An 18,360-nucleotide genomic window follows, 5' to 3' on the forward strand; every position below is an offset into this window, starting at 1 on the left:
GCGACGGCCGGGGCCTCTCCTGTGGGGGGTGGCGGCCCCGGCCGTTGCTTCGGTGGCGAACGGCGGGGCGCAGAAGGCTAGTTGGCCTTCTTCTCGGCCTGGCTGTCGGCGGGACTGCTCGCCTCGGCCTTCTCCGCTTTCTTTACCTTCTTCGGCTTCGGGGTCTCGGCCGGCGTGCTCGCGCCCGTGGCCTGCCCCAGCTGCTCGGCGCAGTAAGCGGTGACCTTCCCCTCACCGCCCGCGGCCGCGATCAGCCGCTGCCAGGCCGTCGAGTCCAGCGCGTTGCCGTGCCCGTCGACCTTCTCGTACGCCCGGCAGTGGGCCTCGGTGTCCTTCGCCGTGACCGGGCGGTCCGGCGTGGCGGAGGCGCCCGGCGTGCGGGAGGCCGTCGCGGACGGAACGACCGGCGCGTGCGACCGCTGCCGGGCCACGTGCCCGTCGTCCGACGAGCCGCCGCCCGAGCCGATCGTCGCGTACGCCACACCGCCCAGGGTGAGGCCGGCCAGGCTCAGCGTCAGGGTGGCCCGCAGCGAGCGGCGGGCCCGGCCGTGCTCGCGCGGGCGCCAGTCGTCCCGGCGCCGGGTCCGCGTGCTGTGCGCCCCGGCCTCCCTGGCGGCCAGGAACGCGGCCACCGCCCGCTGCTCGGCGTCGGCGTCGAGGGCGTCCGAGCGCATCGCACCGGCGAACAGACTCTCCAGCGCCGAGCCGGCCGACCCGTCCTCGGAGCCCGGCAGGGTCCCGCCCGGGTGCACGCGCCGACGGCCCGGGGCACTGCCCTCGCTCTGCCGGTCACCCATGTCCGTATCCATCCGTGTCCGGCAGTCGGCCTTCGTCGCCGCCGCTCATGCCGTCGTTGACGTTCAGTCCGTCTTTGACGTTCAGTCCGTCTTTGACGTTCACTTCGACTCCCCCAGCGTCCTGGGATCCTCATTCGTCACACCTGGGCCGCCGAGCCGGGCCGCGAGGCGCTTCAGGCCCCGGTGCGCGGCCGTGCGCACCGCGCCGGGGCGCTTGCCCAGGACGCGGGCCGCGGCGGGGCCGTCGAGGCCGACGACGACGCGCAGCAGCACGGCCTCGGCCTGGTCGTGGGGCAGGGTGCGCACCAGTTCCAGGGCGCGCTCGGTGGACAGCGCCTCCAGGGCCTGGTCGGCGGTGCTGTGCGGGCCGGGCAGCTCCAGTACGTCCTGTTCGAGCGCCGCCGAGCGGGGCCGTACCTTCTGCCGGCGCAGATGGTCCAGGGCGCGATGCCGGGCGATGGTCGCGGTCCAGCCGCGGAAGCCCGCCCCGTCGCCCTTGAACCGCCCGAGGTCCCGGGCGATCTCCAGCCACGCGTCGGACGCCACGTCCTCGGCGTCGTCGCCGACGATCCCGCGGAGATAGCCGAGCAGGCCGGGCTGCACGATCCGGTACGCGACCGCGAAGGCGGCCTCGTCGCCCTCCTGGGCCCGCGCGACGGCCGCCCCGAGCTCTCCGTCGTACGCCTGCCCGCGGCGGGGTGCGCGTCCCTGGCCCAACACTGTCCTCGTTGTTCGTACGAGTGCGGAGCGGGCTCCAAGATCAGAACGGAACCCGTACCGTGCGCCACGTCCGGCCGTGCACACGCCTCCATGGTGATCAGCGCCAGCCATCACAGAAGTGTCACAGTCCGTCGGACGCCTCATGCGTTGCCCCGGAGACATGGCTGGTCAAGCGCGTGGGGGCTGGGCGGGCGCGGTGAAGATCGGCAGCGTCCCACGAGGCCTGCGCCCCTCAGCCGATCGCGATGCGCGGATGGGCGCCGGGGTTGATCCACCCCATGATCTGCTCCATCGTCGCGCGTGGCACCGACACACAACCGGCCGTCGCGCCCTGCCCGTTGATGTGCAGGAAGATCCCGGCGCCGCGGCCGGGAGTGGCGGGCCACCGGTTGAAGTTGATGACGAGCGCCTTCGCGTACTGCACCGGATGGTCCACGAGATGCTCACTCCCCCGGTCCCCGCTCTCGGTGAGCGGAAAGTCGGCACCGGCGGCCGTATGCATCGAGTTGTAGAACTTTGACTCCGGGTCCTCCACCCACCAGTGCGTGGAGTTCACCACCGTGTACGGCATGCTCGTCCCGCCCGCCTCGACGCCGAACCCCTCGGTGATCGTGTACGTCCCCGAGGGCGTGGTGTATGTGTTCTGCCGCCGCGTCGCCCCGTCCACGACACCGTTGGACCCGACCCGCCCGGCAGCCGTGCTGAACTGCGCCTTCCAGCCCGAGGACCCCTTGGCCCAGGCGGTGACCGTGGCGTAGGAGCCGCTCGACTTCACGGTGATGAGCTGGGTGGCGTCGCCGGGGTAGGCGGGGACGGGGAAGCTGGGGGTGGTGGAGGTGGAGGGTGCCTGGGTCGTCTGCCGGGTGCTTCCAGCGCTCGTGTCGGCGGCGGAGGCCGATACGGAGGGGCTCTTCTTGGCCGGCGCCGTCGGGGAGGCGGAGGACGACACGGACGAAGAGGCCGACGCGGAGGCCGACTTGGACGCGCTCGGCGAGGCGGCAGCGGCCGACGACGCCTCAGCCACCGCACCCCCGGCTCCGGCCTCGGCCTCTCGATCGCCCTGCCCTTGCTGCCCGCACGCCGATGCAAGCAACAGGGTGCCAGTGGCGGCCAGTGCGGCGGAGCACGTACGGATGCGGAAACGGTAAGCGGGCAGCACGAAGTAACCCCTCGACGGGTGAGAGAAAACGGGTGAAAGAACTAGGTCGAAGAAAACGAATGCGGACTGTTCGGGGCCGTCCGCCGCCCGTCAGGCCACGGCCCTGCGGGCCCGCCCGTGCAGCATCAGATAGAAGGTCTGCAGGGACTCCTCGGGGCCGCCCGCCTCGAACCGGTTGTGGACTTTGCCCACGGGGTTCCAGACCCGCCCGTCAGGCATCCGTACGCCGACCGGCTGGCCGAAGTAGGCGCGCTGCTCGGCGTCGAAGTCCACCCACACCGCCCCCGCGCGGCGCACGAGCACCTCACCGACGTACGCACCGAGCCCGATCAGCGTCTCCCGCGCCTGCTCCCGGTCTGCCCCGCCCTTGCGCACTCCGTCGACCAGGAAGTCGACGACCCGCAGACTCGCCACCGAGTAGTCCAGCGGCAGCCGGTTGCGGGCGGTGACACGCGCGACGAAGGCCGCCGCGCACGACCGCATCTCACCCGCGCACGGAACGCGCTCATCCACTGTGCTCATGGGACCCCACCCCTTTGCTTGACCAGCGGCGAGGACTCCTACCGGCCCTCCCCCGCTGACCAAGCGGATGCGGCGTCACGAACATCACTGGTCACAGGCGTGTCGATGGACACACAGAAAGCCCACAGCGGCCGTACAACCTTTTTGACTTTCGTACGTCGGTGAAGGCGACGCCCCGTGCCCGTTCATGTCCCGGCCCGGCCGCCACCCCCGGGCCCGCTCAGAAGTCGTAGCAGGCGTAGTCGCCGTCGGGGCCCCGGGCGATCCGGTCCGAGCCCCAGCAGTGCAGCATCGGCCCGATGCGGTAGAGGGCGGCGCCGCCGACCAGCAGCACGGCCGCGGCAAGCACGGCGGTCACGATCCGCATCACCTTCATCCGCCGTACGCCCCACCACGCGCCGGCGACGGCCGGCAACCCCAGGATCAGGGCGACGGCCGAGACCGGCGCGATGTTGTGCTGGAGCCCGGGGAAGGCATCCGGATCCGCGGCCTTCCGGACGGCGGCGTAGGCGAAGAAGAACAGCACCAGCCCGAGGAGCAGCAGCCCGACGGATCCCGCCCCGCGCCCGACGGCCCGGCCCCGGCTCGGCGTCCTGTCGGCGTCCGCGCGTACGAGGTGCCGACCGAAGATCGCCCGCAGCCGGTCCGCATCCTCCGGGTTGCTCAGGCCGCGCTTGGGCAGGACCCCGACGCCGACGGCGGACTTGTCGGCGCTGAGCAGCACGAACAGCTCCGGGGTCTCGGCATAGCGCGGGTACAGGTGCCAGTCGAGGGTGGTCGAGCTGTGGGCGGTGGTGAGGCAGATCCCCGTGTCGTCGACGACAGCGCGGAAGTCGCCCTGCCGCTCGCTGAACCGGTGGAGCCGGCGAGCCTGCAGCCGCGGCACGGCGGTCATGAAGGCGACGAAGGCCACCGTCGCCAGGTACAGGTGCCACGGGGTGTCACGGTGGCCGTCGCCGAGGGGCGACAGAAGGACTCCGACGGCCGTGACCACCAGCGTGTAGATCAGCAGCCGGCGCCGGAAGCGGCCCGCTCCGGTGCTCTTCGCCCGGGTGCGGATCGCTGCCGCGAGGTCGTCGACGGTGGGCCGGTAGGCCAGCTCCACCGGTCTCTCCGTGACGGCGTCCGTCGATTCCCGGCCCTCGGCCATGTCCCCTCCCCGGTTCGGTGATCGACCGGATCGTAGCGGCGGGGAGGGCCGGGACGTGCTCGGGGTCAGGGAGGCGGGAGCGGAGGGCTCGTTCGCCGACGGCGTTCCCCCAGGGGACTTCCACCCCCCATCGATCACTCATGCCGGGCGCATCATGACGATCGCCCCCAGGAACCCTGGGGGCGATCGCTGTTCACATGTGCCTGCGGATCAGTTGCCGATCAGCCGACGCGGTCACTCACTCAGGCCCAGTACCTTCGGGAGGTCGCCGGGGAAGTCCCTGGGCATGCCCGGCACGTCGATGGTGCGCCCGTACACGCCGGCCAGGAACTCGACGGCACCGACCGGGAACTCCGACCAGTCGCCGTTGGCTCCGCGGACGACCACCGGCCATGCGTCCGGGTCCGCGGGACTCGTCCTCCAGTAGAAGGAGTCCCCCGAATTGGACTCCGCCCAGGAGATCAGGCCACCGGGCTGCGGGAAGGGGACATAGTCCTCGGTGTCGTCCATCTCGTACAGGTCCTGAAGGATCTCGTCCTCTCGGGCCTCGGACGCCCACGACGCCTCGGTGCCGGGCCGGGGAACGGACACGCTCAGGAAGTCGTCGATGACCAGCACCGGGTACGCCTCCGCCAGAGCGCGGAAGTCCGAGGGCAGCGCCGTCCCGAGGACCGCCTCGAAGGCGGCCCAGTCCACGTTGCGCCCCCCGGGCACACGCCACCGTGTCATCGACGGAAGCGCGGCCTCCAGCTCCTCGATCCTCAGCATGTCGTCTGCCAATCCGTGCTGTTCTGGACCACGACGTTGTTGAACAATGGTCCGTCCTCGGTGTAGGCGGACATGGTGATGCTGTCCGCGTATCCCGTGGTGTGGCTGTAGTTGACCTTCCCTGTGTACATGACCCACTTCCCGGCCGCGAGCTGCTTCTCCATCTTGATCTCGCAGCGCCGCATGCCGCTCCGGTTCATGCGCTTGAACCCGGTGAACAGGTTCTCGTTGACCCAGTCGCCGCTCACCTTGTCGCCGACGATGTGTACGCGGTCGAAGATGTTTCCCTTTCCGGACCTGGGAGTGTTGTTTGCGGGGTCCGGGTATCCGTACACGTCCACCTTGCCGCCGTCGTCCCTCTTTGCGCCTACCGGCTTGTAGTCGCTCGGGCACAGCAGCGCGGTCGCCCCCTGGGCACGGCCCGCCCCGTCCAACGACTGGTACTGGAACCGCGACGACTTGGGCTCGGAGTCACACCGCTTCTTGTTGTCGTCCGTGCCCGTGTCGCCGCCGGGCAGGTCACCGGGGCGCGGCCGGGCAGTCGGCTCGGGCTCCGGGTCGTCGTCGCTGCTGAAGAGGTCCGAGAGGCCCGACGTGATCGAGTCGAAGGTGTCGCTGATGGAGTCCGACACGTCCTTGTCGGTCGCGACCGCGTACGTCGCCACCGCGGCGACCACGAGCAGCGCGGCGCCGCCTTCGATCGCATCGTCGATACCGAAGAAGTGGCCGTCCAGTTCGACGTTGCTCACCGGGTTGCCGCCGGCGAAGGCGTAGCGGTTTCCGGTGAACGGGTCGGCACCGAGACCCATGTCGGACAGCGCGCCGGTGTACATGTCCCGGGTGGTGAAGCGGTTGAGGCCCGGGTCGTAGTCGCGGAAGCCCATGTCGTACGTGCCGGACTGGGCGTCCCAGCGCTTGCCGTTGTAGCGGTAGGGGTTGTAGTCCTCCTTGGTGGGGTTCTGGGCGTCGGGCTTGTCGATGCCGGTGAACTCGGAGGTGTCGTCGCTTCCGTAGGCGGTGTAGCCGTAAGTCGCCTTGGTGTCACCGTTCTTGTCGGTCAGCGTCTCGACGTCGGTATGGCTGTTGTAGCCGTAGTAGGTGTCCTCGGTCGTGCCGTCGGTGTTCTGCTTGACCTGGGACAGGCGCTCGCCCCACGGGCTGTACTGGAAGGACTTGGACAGCTGGCCGGCGACCTTCTCGTCCAGGACCTCGCCGGAGAGACCCAGGTATTCGAAGTCCGTGGTCTTGCCGTCGGCGGTCTTGGACAGGGTGCGGTCGAGCGGGTCGAAGGTGTAGTCCGTCGACTTCATCGCGCCGGTCCCGTCCATCTTCTGGGACTCGACGACGTGGTCGAAGCCGTCGTACACGCTGCGTCCGACGACCTTGCCGTTGCTGGTGACCGACTCCTGGCGGCCGAACGGGTCGTAGTTGTACTGGAACGCCGTACCCGCGACGGACGCGCTCTGCAGCCGGTTGCGGTCGTAGGTGAAGGTCGTGGACGTTGTCTCGACCGTCTGGCTGATGACGTTGGAGTTGTCGTCGTGGACGTATGTGTCGGTCGACGCGCCGTTGCCGGTCTTGACCGACTGCTTGAGCCGGTCGACCGGGTCGTAGGTGTCGTTGGTGGTGGAGTCGAGGTACGCCGAGTGGTTGTCGGCGTTCATCTTCTTCGCGACGTCCTGCGTCTGGTTGCCGTTGGCGTCGTAGTCGTAGGTGTGCGAGGCCACCAGGGTGCCGTTGGCCTTCTTCTCCGCGGTGGTCTTGAGCGCACCGTCGAGGAAGTAGGTGCTGTCGCCCGTGTTGCCGTTGTTCTTGGTCTCCCGCAGGACCTGGCCGCGATCGGTGTACGTGTACGACGTGACCTTGGGAGACGGGTCCGTGGCGGTCTTGCCGACCGAGATCGTCTTGGTCAGATCACGCGTGTCGTACGTGTACGCGGAGTACTGGTCGGGGTGTGTGACCGTCTCCGGCTGGCTGTTGGCGTCGTAGGTGTAGGAGGTGGACTTCTTCTCCTGGCCCGCGAGCGCCTCGGTGACCTTCTGGATCTGGTCCAGGCCCGTGTAGGCGACGGTGTAGGCATCGATCGGCGCACCGGGGGAGGTGTCGTCGATCGACGTCAGGTTGCCGTTGACGTCGTAGGCGTAGGCGAACGTGTGCTTCTCGTTGTCCGTGTCGGCCGAGTTGTCGCGGACGAGCTTGACGCCGTCGGCGACGACCGTGCCCGCGCTGTTCTGGAACAGCTGGAGCTTGGCCGCGTTGCCCTGCTTGAAGGCGAAGGAGCCCAGCGAGACCCAGGTGCCCTGGTTGGCGGTGGCGTTCTGGTCGATCGTCTTGTCGGCCGCTCCGCCGTCGTAGGTCACGGTGTACTTGGCCGTCGTCGCGGCGCCCGTCACCTTCGGGAACTTCACGTAGGCCGTGTAGGTGCCGTCCTTCGGGATGTTCAGCGTCCAGGTGAACGCGTCGGTCCCTGCTCCGGCCGCGTGGGTCTCGTGGTTGTAGCCCTGCTGACCGGTGATGTCTCCCTTCGTCCAGGTGCCGGCCTCGGAGGTGTTCTGGGTGTCGGAGTTGTCGACGAGCACGACTGAGCTGCCCACCGGAACACCGTCGTCCGACTTCGACTTGAGCTTGCCGTCCGGGTAGAACGTCCAGCTCATCGTGCGGTTGGAGGAGCCTCCCGCCGAGGTGAGGGTCCGGGCGGTCTGCCGGCCCAGCTCGTTGTAGTCGTACGTGGTGACGATGTCCCACGGATCCGTCGACGACTTGGTCCAGCCGTTGTCGAAGTACGAGTACGTGGTGTCATTGCGGACCGTCTGGCCCGCGGACGGCGGCATCGAGGTCTTGGAGACCCGGCCTACCGCGTCGTAGGACGTCTCGGTGTAGACGTTCGGATTGTTGTAGCGGGCGTCCGCCGGGTCGTACGGCTGGAACTGCTTCACCGGGCGGTTCAGCGCGTCGTACTCGGTACGGGAGGTGAAGTCGTCGGCGTTCGCCGTCTCCACACCGCGCGGAGTGATCACCTTCGTGGTGTTGCCGACCTGGTCGTACTCGTACTTCGTCGACCGTGTCGTGGTGCCGTCGTGCGGGACCTTGACCTCGGTCTGCTTGCCCCGCTCGTCGTAGGTGATCAGGGTCTCGTTGTTCTCGGCGTCCTTGCTGGAGACGACGAGCGAGTCCTTGTCATAGGTACGCGAGCTGGTCTTGCCCAGCGCGTCGGTGACCGACACGGCCCGGTGGTTCAGGTCGTAGGCGGTCTTGGAGGTGTAGTCGTCGGGGTCCGGGGTCGCGTTCTTCTTCGGGTCGATGACCGTGAGGAGATTGCCGACGTTGTCGTACTCGTAGGAGATCTTGTCGCCGACCGCGTTGACCACGGAGGAGAGCTCGTAGATCTCGTCGTAGTTGTGGGTCGTGACGTAGTCGTTGGGGTCCGCGGTGGTCGCGGTGCCCTTGGGCTGAGTGGTCGTCCTCAGATGACCGGTCTTGTCGTAGGTGTAGTCGGTCCTGCGCTCCGGGCCGGTCGGCGTGTCCTTCGGATCTGTCGACGAGAGCATCTGGTCCGCGGCGTCGTACACCGCGGTGGTCACCGCACCGTTGGGCAAGGTGGACGTGGTGACGTTGTCGTTCGCGTCGTAGACCGGGGCCGGAGTGGTGATCACGACGCCCTGCTGCTTGGGCACCGTCTTGACCAGCGGACGTCCGAACGTGTCGTACGTCTGCGTGGTCACCTTCTGGTTGGCGTCGGTGACCTGGGTGACGTGGCCGCGCTCGTCGTAGACGAAGGTCGTCGACTTGTTCAGCGCGTCCGTGATCGTGTTCGGGTAACCCGTCGGGCCGAAGCCGCTGTTGGTGGTCGGGTTGCCGTTGGCGTCGGTCGCCTTGGTCAGCTCGCCGTAGGCGTCGTACTCGTACGACGTGGTGTAGTCACCCGCGGTCGTGGTCGCGACGCCCTTCGGGTCGGTGACTGTCTTCAGGTTCCCGAACGAGTCATAGCCGAACTGCCAGGCACGTCCTTCCGGTGACGTCTTACGGAACAGGTCGGCCGAAAAGCCGTCGGCTCGCGTCTGGTACTCGTACTTCGCCGCGTTGGCCGGCCACTTGGTGGTGTCCGACACGCAGGTGGTCGTCTGGTCCGGTACGCCCGCCTTGTTGTTCTCCGCGTCGCGTTGCCAGAGCGGGTAGCCCGTCTTCTGGTCGTAGCAGTACGCGGTCTTCGCCCCGTTGTTCTCCTCCAGGTAGGTGACGTTGTTGTCCGCGTCCCAACTCATCTTCGTGGTCTGGGACTTGGCGTTGGTCGTCTGGACCGGGCGGCCGAAGTCGTCCGTCACGTACGTCGTGGCGTGCGATTCGGCATCCGTGACGGTGCTGTCGGTGAACTTGGTGTTCGACGTGTCCGCCGCGTAGGCGAAGCCGGTCGCCCCCTGCAGACGGTCCGTGATCGTCTTCGTCCACCAGTGGTACTTCGGGTCGTCTCCCGTCTGCGGGGCGTAGTACGCCAGCTGGGTCGCGTTGCCGCGCGGGTCGGTGGCCTTGACCAGCTTGACGTTCTTGTTGCCCTGGGTGGCGTCGTAGGTGAACTTGAAGACCTTCGGCTGGGCGGAGCCGTCACCGTCGGTGAACTGGCCGAGCAGGCCCTCGCCCGTGTAGTAGAAGGAGATCTTGCGGCCCGAGATGTCCGTCATGGACTTCACGTGGTCGTAGATGTCGGGGTCGGTCAGGTTGGTGCCGGTGACCTTGGCGCCCGTGCCGTCGATGTAGTCGTACGACGCGTCGCCCTTCTTGTAGTAGTCGACCGTGAGGGACTGACGGCCCGTGGGGTCGGTGACGTACTGCAGGAACTTGGTCGGCTTGTTGTGGGACTTGCGCTGCTCGTACGTGAACGTCTGCGTGTTGCCGTTCTTGTCGACCGTCGACGTCAGGTAACCGTCGCAGCCGAAGAGGAAACGCGTGCCGTCCGGGCGCATCAGCGTCCACGCGTCGGGGACCGGGTCCTTGTCCGGCGTGCAGTCCAGGCCCGCCTTCATCGTGACCTTGTAGTGGACGCCCGCCGGGGCCTTCCACGTGCCGTCCGCCTGCTTGGTGAAGACGTGCGTGGTGCCGTCGCCGTCCGGGAGACGGATCTCGGTCGGGTTCGGGTTCGGGTGGAAGTCCAGCGGCGCGCCCAGGCGGATGGGACCGGCCGCCTGGCCGGACCAGCCCGCGCCCAGCACCGTGTCGGACGTGTCGAGCGAGTTGTAGGAGAAGCGGGCGAAGGTACTCAGGCCCCGGCCCGGGTTGGTGAACGCGTTGTACGACCACACGGTGTTGCCGGAGGCCAGGTTGCTCATCACCGTCGAGCCGGCGCCCGTGTTCTTCCCGGTGTAGGAGTAGAACTTCTCCAGGCCCAGCGAGTCGGAGGTCGGGTCCTCGACGGCCACGTTCTGCTTGAGCGGCGGTATCGACGTGTTCGTCACCGACAGCCAGCTGCCGTCCGAGACCTTCTTGACGTCCCAGCCCAGCACGTAGTCCGTGCGCTTGTTGCCGGAGTCGGAGTTGATCGGCGTCTTGACCTGCGCCTGGATCGTCGCCGACTGGCCGGGGTTCAGTGCCGGTATCGCCGTCGAGAGCTGGTTGCCGCCGGTCGTCACGTCCGTGCCGTCCGGGAGCTTCCAGGTGTACGACAGGACCCGCTCACCGCTCGCCCAGGCACTCGACGTGGTGTTGGTGACCGTGAAGTCCACCGTGTACTGGGAGTTGGGCGTCATACGGGCCGGTGTCTGCGGCGCGTAGTACGTGTCGTCGGTCGTCGAGTCGACGTAGATCACCCGCAGCAGCGGGCCCAGCTGCGGATCGGGGGCCTCCGAGGCCAGGAACAGGGTGCGTTCCTGCGGGCCGGTGGTCGTCTCGTCCTTCAGCTTGACCAGGGCGCCATGGTTTGTCGTCGGCGTCTTGATCCAGCCCTGGGTCAGCGACGTCGCGTCCCACCAGTGGCGGCCCACCTCCGAGACCGTGCCGACCGTGTCGGAGACGGTCGAGGAGAAGTCGCCGCCCGCCGTGGTCCACGCCGTCGTCGAGGTGGCGTTGTTCCAGGTCGCGGTCGTCTCGCCGAAGTCCTTGTTCAGACCGTGCAGTTCGTAGATCGCACCGTTCGTGCCGGTGGTCGTCTCGGCGCCCCACATGAACAGCCGCGACTCCAGGACCGTGGCCGTGGTCGGGATGCTCGACGTGGTGAACTTCAGCGCCGCGCGGGCCTTGCCGTAGGTGGTGGAGTTGTTGCCGACCTCCAGCCACTTCTGGCCCACCCCGAAGGAGGAGATGGTGTCCTCGTTCGTGGTCGGCTGCGCGGAGGACAGGGTCGTGTCCGTCACCCCGGACGTGCCCTGGATCAGCCGCATGGTGCGGCCGGCCTTCGGGACGCCGACGATGCGGGTCGGTGAGCCGAGCAGCTGGCCGTTCTTGGTCTTCACCGCGAGCTGGTAGTAGTACGACCGCCCGATCTCCACCGAGGAGGAGTCCGGGGTCGGGGTCGCGGTGGTGTCCGTGTACGTCGTCGCCGACGTGGCGATCGGCGCGACCAGGGTGGCCGCGGACGGCGTGAACGTCTGCTGCGTGGAGCGGTGCAGCTGGTACTCGGCGATGTCGTAACCGGAGTCGCCGGTGGTGTTCGTGTACGCCTTCCAGCTCAGCTCCGGGCCGGTGGAGTGCACCACGGTCGGCGAGTCGAGGGTGGTGCCGACCATGCCGTACGTCACCGTCAGCCGCGGAATCGTGGAGGTCTCGCCGCCGTAGTCGCCGTCACCGGACTCGTAGCGCGGGCCGCCGGTCGGGGCGGTGGACGTCTCGTCGGTGGCCTTCAGCACGAAGCCGTTGTTGGTCGACGTACCGTCGACCCACTGCTGGACGGTGTCCGTGACCGGGAACTTGTGCCACTGGTTGTACTCACCGGCGTTCTTCACGATCGACGCCGGGTTCACCCAGCGCACCGCGTCCGCGACGACCGCGGTGGACGTGGAGGCGGGGCCGTCGCCGAGGACGGCCTTGCCGGTCGTGCCCGCGGAGAAGTTGATCTGCGAGCCGCCGTTCAGGGACGACCACACGCCTCCCGTGCCCGACTGCTGGTTCACCGTGTACGTCGTGGAACCACCGCTGCCCGTCACCGTGTAGGGCGCGTTGGTGGCCCGGTCGCTGCCCGCGACGTAGTGCGCGTCGACCCGGTAGGAGGCGGTCTCCGGGAGCTTCGGCTGCCAGGTGTACGTGTCGCCGGCGACCGAGTCCTTGTTGGAGCGGTAGTCGCTGCCGATGCCGGACGAGGAGCTCGTGACGGGCCAGCTGCCGACGGCGGCCGTGGTGCCCGTGTCGCCGTCGTCCACCTGGACGGTGGTGCCGGACAACTCGCCCACCAGCGAACTGGTGTTGGTCCAGTTCGCCGTCGACTCGTCCCAGGCCCCGGTCGCCCGGTAGGCGCCGATGGTGACATCGTTGGCGTTGGTGGTGTGCGCCTGGTCGAAGTACATCTCCAGGCGCGCGGAGTCGACCTTCGTGCCCGAGGGGATCTCACTCAGCGGGAACTTGATCAGCGAGCGGGCGGTGCCCGTGTCGGTCTTGCCCGCCGACAAGTTCCAGGTGGTGTTGAAGTTCGTCGAAGCCTGGTCCGACAGGACCATCGTGTCCTGGGAGTCGGTCGGCGAGGGCGCGATGGTGATCGTCGGGTCGATGACGACCGGGTACTGGCGCTCCTTGGCGGCCAGCCACTTCTCGTCCGGGGTCACGGTCAGCTTCCAGGACTTGCCGTCCTTCGTGAGCTTCTGCGTGACCTTCGTGCTGTAGGTCTTCCCGAAGACCGACTTGTTCGCCCTCTTCGCGTCCGTCATGTACGGCGCGGGAATGACGAGTTCGGGCGTGTTCGGCAGTTCGCCGTACAGCGCGATCGAGCCGTCCTTGCGGGCCTTCGGGGTCAGGCCCTGGGTGTCCAGCGTGAAGGTGAACTTCAGCGGGGAGTCGGGGCGTTCGGCGAGGGTGATGTTCTCCTTCACCCGGCCCGGGCCTACCGCGTACTGCAGGTCGGCGCCCTGCGCCGCGTCCTTGTACGTGACGGTCGAGCCCTTTGCCGTCGGCTTCAGATCGCGGCTCGCGCCGTCGAGGCCGAGGCTGACCGAGCGGCCGTCGGGCGACTGGAAGCGGACCAGTCTGTCGGACTTCCCGCCGAACCAACTGCGGCCGTTGTTCGTCGTGTTGGCGAACTCGTAGCCCTTGGTCTTCGAGTCGCGCACCGAGGTGTCGACGGACTTCCAGGACTTGGTCTTCGCGTCGCGGTAGGAGGTCGGCAGCGCGGACAGCTCCGCTTCGACCTGGCCGTTCGACAGCTGCCAGAAGCGGGCGCCGGCCGTGCGCCTGCTCTTCAGCTCCTTGACCCGGTGGGCCTTGGGGGCCTTCTGCCCCTTCGCCGGCTTCTGCCGGTCGGCCACGTCCAGTTCGTCGTGGGACGGCGGCTTGGCGAGCTTCGGGCCGTCGTCGTCACCGCCGAACCATCCCTTGACGGTGTCGACGATGCCCTTGCCGTGGCCGCCGGATCCGGAACCGGACTCGGGGGCGGCATAGGCGATCTGTGGCAGCGCGGTACTCGCCACCGCCGACACGACAAGGCAGGAGAGCAATCTCCCGTATCGGACTTTCACGTCCAGTGCCCTTTCGTATGCGGCGCCCCCGAATTCGGGCACGCCGAACCTCCGGACGGGAATTCCCGGCCGGATTCTGTGAACTTGCTGTATGGCAGCCCGAGTTGTAATCAGCTCACTGATCACCTGTCAATGGATGTCCCAAAAAGGGCAGTTGAGCACAGAGGCGGCCAGAGGCCGGATTTCCCGGCAAGCGGTTTCTCCCGTTTCATCCGCTCGCTGGCCCCTGACTTTTCTGTGCGCTATAACTCCCGCTCATGTCAGAGACGGACAAGGAATCGACAAGGGACTGGCGCCCCCTCGCCGTTGCCGGCGCGCTGCTCGCCGCGTGCGGCGGGCTCGTGCTGTACGGCGTGCTCGACACCGAGGACAAGCCGGGAAAGCCCCCTGTGCCGACCGCCGCGGTGACGTACGAGGTGACCGGCGAGGGCACCGCCGACATCGCCTACCAGGGCCGCAGCGAGGCCGGGAGCGCCACCGTCGACCGTGCCGTCCCGCTGCCGTGGAAAAAGACGGTGCGGGTGCCGCTCGGGCGGCCGCCGCTGGTCTCGATCACGCTCGGCGAGAAGGGCGGGCGTGCCAGCTGCTCCCTCGCCGTGCGCGGCAAGCACGTCCAGACCGCCTCCGCGTACGGCAGGTTCGGGCGGGCCACCTGCCAGAGCGAACTTGCCTCGCCGCCGGCCACGGCCGCCGCCGAGTGACGTTTGGCCCGAGATTCACGCTGTGTGTTAGTGCCGCCCGCTGTCGCGGGTGTGGCAGTCATGTTCCTTTTCCTGGGGTGGGGTAAGTGAGTCCTCGCGGTACGCGCGCGTACAGACCGCTGAGCATGAAGCGACGGGCGTGGCTGACGCTCGGTGCGGTGGTACTGGGAGGCGGGGGTGTGGTGACGTACGCCGTCGCCGGCCCGTCCTCCGGTCACGGCCAGGCCAAGCGGCCGGTGAAGGTCTACGACCTCGCGCTGAAGGGCACGACGAGCGGCGAGCGGGAGCTGCCGCGCACGGAGACCAAGGAGTTCTCGATGCTCGGCGTCTCCTGGACGGGGGCGACCAAGCGGCTGCACGGCACGGCCCAGGTGCGCACCCGTAGCAGCGAGAGCGGCGAGTGGACCGCCTGGAAGGACCTCGAGGCGAACGTCGACCCGCTGGAGGACCCCGAGGCCGGCGCCGGCGCGCGCGGCGCGTCCGAGCCGCTGTGGGTCGGCCCCTCCGACGGCGTCCAGGTCCAGGTCGTCCACAAGGACGGTTCCGCCTCCGGCCTGCCCAAGGGCCTCCAGGTCAGCCTGGTCGACCCGGGAATCGCCACCGACGCCGAGGCGAAGGCCGAGCCGGCCGCATACGTGGCGGATGTGACCCCGAGCGACAGCACGTCGCCCACGGACTCGGCGTCCCCCACCGACTCGGCGTCTCCCAGCGACAGCGCGTCCGCGTCCCCGACCGACTCGGCCTCCGCGTCCCCCAGCGACAGCGCGTCCGCGTCCACCTCGACGTCCGCATCCCCGTCGGCCTCGACCAGCACGTCCGCGAGCCCGACGTCCACCACGCCCACCGCCCCGCCGTCCACCGTGCCCGAGCCGCCGATCGTCTCGCGGTCCGGCTGGGGCGCCGACGAGTCGCTGAGCCCCGACCCGTCGGAGTACAACGCGGACGTGAAGGCCGTCTTCGTCCACCACACCGACGGGACGAACGACTACTCCTGCGCCGACTCGGCGGCGATCGTGCGCGGCATCTACGCGTACCACACCCAGACCAACGGCTGGAACGACATCGGCTACAACTTCCTGGTCGACAAGTGCGGCACGATCTTCGAGGGCCGCAAGGGCGGCGTCGACCTGCCCGTGCTCGGCGCGCACACCTACGGCTGGAACCGCGAGTCCGCGGGCATCGCGGTGCTGGGTGACTACACCTCCACCGGCGCCACCAACGCCGCGCTGACCTCGGTCGCCCGTATCGCGGCCTGGAAGCTCGGCCAGTACGGCGCCGACCCCTCCACCACCGTGAAGCTCACGGCGGGCGCGACCCAGACGAACTACTTCGGCACGAGCTTCACGGCAGGCAGCTCGTACACCTTCAACCGGATCTCCGGCCACCGCGACGGCTACAACACCCAGTGCCCCGGCAGCTCCCTCTACGCGCAGCTGCCGACCGTCCGCGCCTGGGCGTCCGGCCCGGTGCAGGGCCTGAAGGTCACCTCGCTGTCGGGCGCGGGTCTGTCCGGCTCGACGTACTACACGAAGGGCGCCATCACGGCGAAGTGGTCGACCACTACGCCGGGTTCGCTGATCTCCAGGTTCGAGCTGCTGGTGGACGGGAAGGTCGCCGCCACCGCCTCCGGCACGGCCACCTCGGTCGGCACCACGCTGGCCTCGGGCAGCCACACCGTCGCCGTACGGGCCGTGCACCAGTCGGGCAAGACCGCGACGTCCGCCGCGCTGACCGTCGTGACGGACACGACGGCGCCGACCTTCACGACCGCGCCCAAGCTCTCGCTGCGCACCGGCACGGTCAACACCACCGCCGTTCCGGTCACCCTCGGCTGGAAGGCGGCCGACAACAGCGCCCTGAAGTCGGTGAGCCTGCTGTCCCCGACGACGGCCACCTTCGGCCCGACCACGACCAGCTCCAGCCGCACCGCCAACTCCGGTACCGCGTCCACGTGGTCGATGAAGGCGTACGACTACGCGGGCAACACCACGACGTCGTCGCCCTCCTACACGCCGGTGATCCTGCAGGAGACCTCGGCCACCAAGTCCGGTACCTGGACGTCCCGTTCGTCCACCAGCTACCTGGGCGGGAAGTCGTACTCCAGCGGTTCGAAGGGCGCGAGCCTCAGCTGGACCTTCACCGGCCGCTCCGCGTCCTGGGTGGTCTCGCGGGCCTCCACCTCGGGCCAGGCGTACGTCTACGTCGACGGTGTGAAGGTCACGACAGTCGACCTGATGTCGTCAACGACCCAGTACCGCCAGGCGATCTGGACGAAGACCTGGTCGAGCAGCGCCAAGCACACGGTGAAGATCGTGGTAGTCGGCACGAGCGGCCGCCCGACGGTCACGACGGACGGTCTCGTCTACATCAAGTAGCCAGCATCAAACGGCCGTTCAGGTCGCCGTATCCACCGGTTCGGGCGTCCGCTCCTGCGCAGCTTGCGGGGTGGGCGCCCGGTCCGCGTTCACGACCACCCCGGCGATCAGCGCGGCCAGCAGCAGCGCGACGAACGCCCACCAGGTGGCGACGTTGAAGCCGTGCACAGTGGCCTCGGCCTGCAACGACCGGGGGTTCACCCCCGGCCCCGCATGGGCCGTCAGATACCGCGCGGTCACGCTCGCCGCGATGGTGTTGAGCAGCGCCGTACCGATCGAACCGCCCACCTGCTGGGCCGTGTTGAAGGTGGCGGAGGCCGCGCCCGAGTCGCGTGGCGCCACGCTTCCGGTGGCCAGCGACACCGAGGTCATCATCGCCGTACTCATGCCGAGACCCAGCATCAGCATGCCGGGCAGGACATGCGAGGCGTACGCCGGCTCCACGCCGACCTGGGCGATGACGGCCAGCCCGCCCGCGGCCAGGAGCAGCCCCGGCACGATCAGGAACCTCGGCGGCACCTTGTTCAGCAGCCGCGCGGCGATCTGCGTCGAGCCGACGACCATCGCGACCGTCATCGGCAGGTAGGCGACGCCGGTCTTCAACGGCGACCAGCCGAGGACGCCCTGCAGGTAGTACGTCAGGAAGAGGAAGACGCCGAACATGCCGATCGTGACGAACAGCGTGGTCAGGAAGGCGCCGACCCGCTGCCGGTCCTTCACCACGGACATCGGCAGCAGCGGCACCTTCGCCCTGGTCTGCCACAGCCCGAAGGCACCGAGCAGGACGACCCCGGCGACCAGGAGCGTCACCACCAGCCCGTCGTGCCAACTCCGGGACTCCGCCTCGGAGAAGCCCCACACGATCGAGAGCATCCCGGCCGACCCGAGCAGCGCGCCCGGCACGTCGAGGCGGGCGTCGGGGTGGCGCTCGCCGGGCGCGAGCAGGGCCAGCGCGCCGAAGAAGGCGACCAGCGCGATGGGCACGTTGACGTACAGGCACCAGCGCCAGTCCAGATACTCGGTGAGTATCCCGCCCGCGAGCAGCCCGACCGCCGCGCCGGCGCCGATGATGGCGCCGAAGATGCCGAACGCCTTCCCCCGGTCCTTCGGATCGGTGAACGTCGTGGCGAGCAGCGACAGCGCGGACGGCGCGAGCAGCGCGGCGAACACGCCCTGCAGGGCCCGCGCCCCGAACAGCATCCCGGAGTTGGCCGCGGCCCCGCCGAGCGCGGAGGCGGCGGCGAAGCCGAGCAGCCCGATCACGAAGGTGTTCCGGCGTCCGACCAGGTCGGCGATCCGGCCACCGAGCAGCAACAGCCCGCCGAAGGCAAGCGTGTACGCGGTGATGACCCACTGCCGGTTCCCGTCCGACATGTTCAGGTCGGCCTGGGCGGACGGCAGGGCAATGTTCACGATGGTCATGTCGAGGACGACCATCAGCTGGGCGAGCGCGATGACGACCAGCGCCCACCAGCGGCGGTTCTCGGCCATGCAGGCCTCCCGAGTCGTACCGTCCCGAG

10 protein-coding genes are annotated in these 18,360 nt (G+C 68.8%); 2 read left to right on the forward strand and 8 right to left on the reverse strand.

All coding sequences use genetic code 11. The features are described 5' to 3' along the window. Positions 1-77: 77 nt before the first annotated feature. From OG303_RS20190 to OG303_RS20220, 7 genes are all read right to left on the reverse strand, one after another. Positions 78-797: a hypothetical protein gene (locus OG303_RS20190; RefSeq protein WP_405869804.1), complete on the reverse strand. Its 720-nt coding sequence runs from the start codon at positions 795-797 to the stop codon at positions 78-80. Positions 798-896: 99 nt separating this feature from the next. Beyond that, a complete protein-coding gene (locus OG303_RS20195) occupies positions 897-1,514 on the reverse strand; it encodes an RNA polymerase sigma factor (RefSeq protein WP_405869805.1) in 618 nt (205 codons plus the stop codon). Between the two features lie 235 nt (positions 1,515-1,749). After that, positions 1,750-2,541, reverse strand: a complete 792-nt coding sequence (locus tag OG303_RS20200; RefSeq protein ID WP_405869806.1) for a L,D-transpeptidase family protein — start codon at positions 2,539-2,541, stop codon at positions 1,750-1,752. 225 nt (positions 2,542-2,766) lie between these two features. Beyond that, positions 2,767-3,198 (reverse strand): hypothetical protein, encoded by a 432-nt coding sequence (locus OG303_RS20205; RefSeq protein ID WP_405869807.1) that lies wholly within the window; start codon positions 3,196-3,198, stop codon positions 2,767-2,769. Positions 3,199-3,418: 220 nt separating this feature from the next. Then, positions 3,419-4,348, reverse strand: coding sequence for a YcxB family protein (locus OG303_RS20210; protein ID WP_405869808.1), 930 nt, complete (start codon positions 4,346-4,348; stop codon positions 3,419-3,421). Positions 4,349-4,582: 234 nt separating this feature from the next. Then, a complete protein-coding gene (locus tag OG303_RS20215; RefSeq protein ID WP_405869809.1) occupies positions 4,583-5,116 on the reverse strand; it encodes an SMI1/KNR4 family protein in 534 nt (177 codons plus the stop codon). Then, positions 5,110-12,753, reverse strand: coding sequence for a DNRLRE domain-containing protein (locus OG303_RS20220; RefSeq protein ID WP_405877382.1), 7,644 nt, complete (start codon positions 12,751-12,753; stop codon positions 5,110-5,112). The genes OG303_RS20215 and OG303_RS20220 overlap by 7 nt, the downstream gene beginning before the upstream one ends. Before the next feature lie 1,268 nt (positions 12,754-14,021). Between OG303_RS20220 and OG303_RS20225 the strand changes: the two genes are divergently transcribed. Both OG303_RS20225 and OG303_RS20230 read left to right on the forward strand, forming a co-directional pair. Next, complete coding sequence (locus OG303_RS20225) at positions 14,022-14,465, forward strand: hypothetical protein (protein ID WP_405869810.1); 444 nt, start codon at positions 14,022-14,024, stop codon at positions 14,463-14,465. A 125-nt stretch (positions 14,466-14,590) separates the two neighbouring features. Next, the gene (locus tag OG303_RS20230) at positions 14,591-16,840 is read left to right on the forward strand and encodes a peptidoglycan recognition protein (protein WP_405869812.1); all 2,250 of its coding nucleotides are present in this window, start codon (positions 14,591-14,593) and stop codon (positions 16,838-16,840) included. 18 nt (positions 16,841-16,858) lie between these two features. Here OG303_RS20230 and OG303_RS20235 read toward each other — a convergent pair whose 3' ends face one another. Then, complete coding sequence (locus tag OG303_RS20235; RefSeq protein WP_405869813.1) at positions 16,859-18,331, reverse strand: MFS transporter; 1,473 nt, start codon at positions 18,329-18,331, stop codon at positions 16,859-16,861. Positions 18,332-18,360: the final 29 nt, after the last annotated feature.

The sequence above is a fragment of the Streptomyces sp. NBC_00005 genome (assembly GCF_045160215.1).
Taxonomy (GTDB): Bacteria; Actinomycetota; Actinomycetes; order Streptomycetales; family Streptomycetaceae; genus Streptomyces.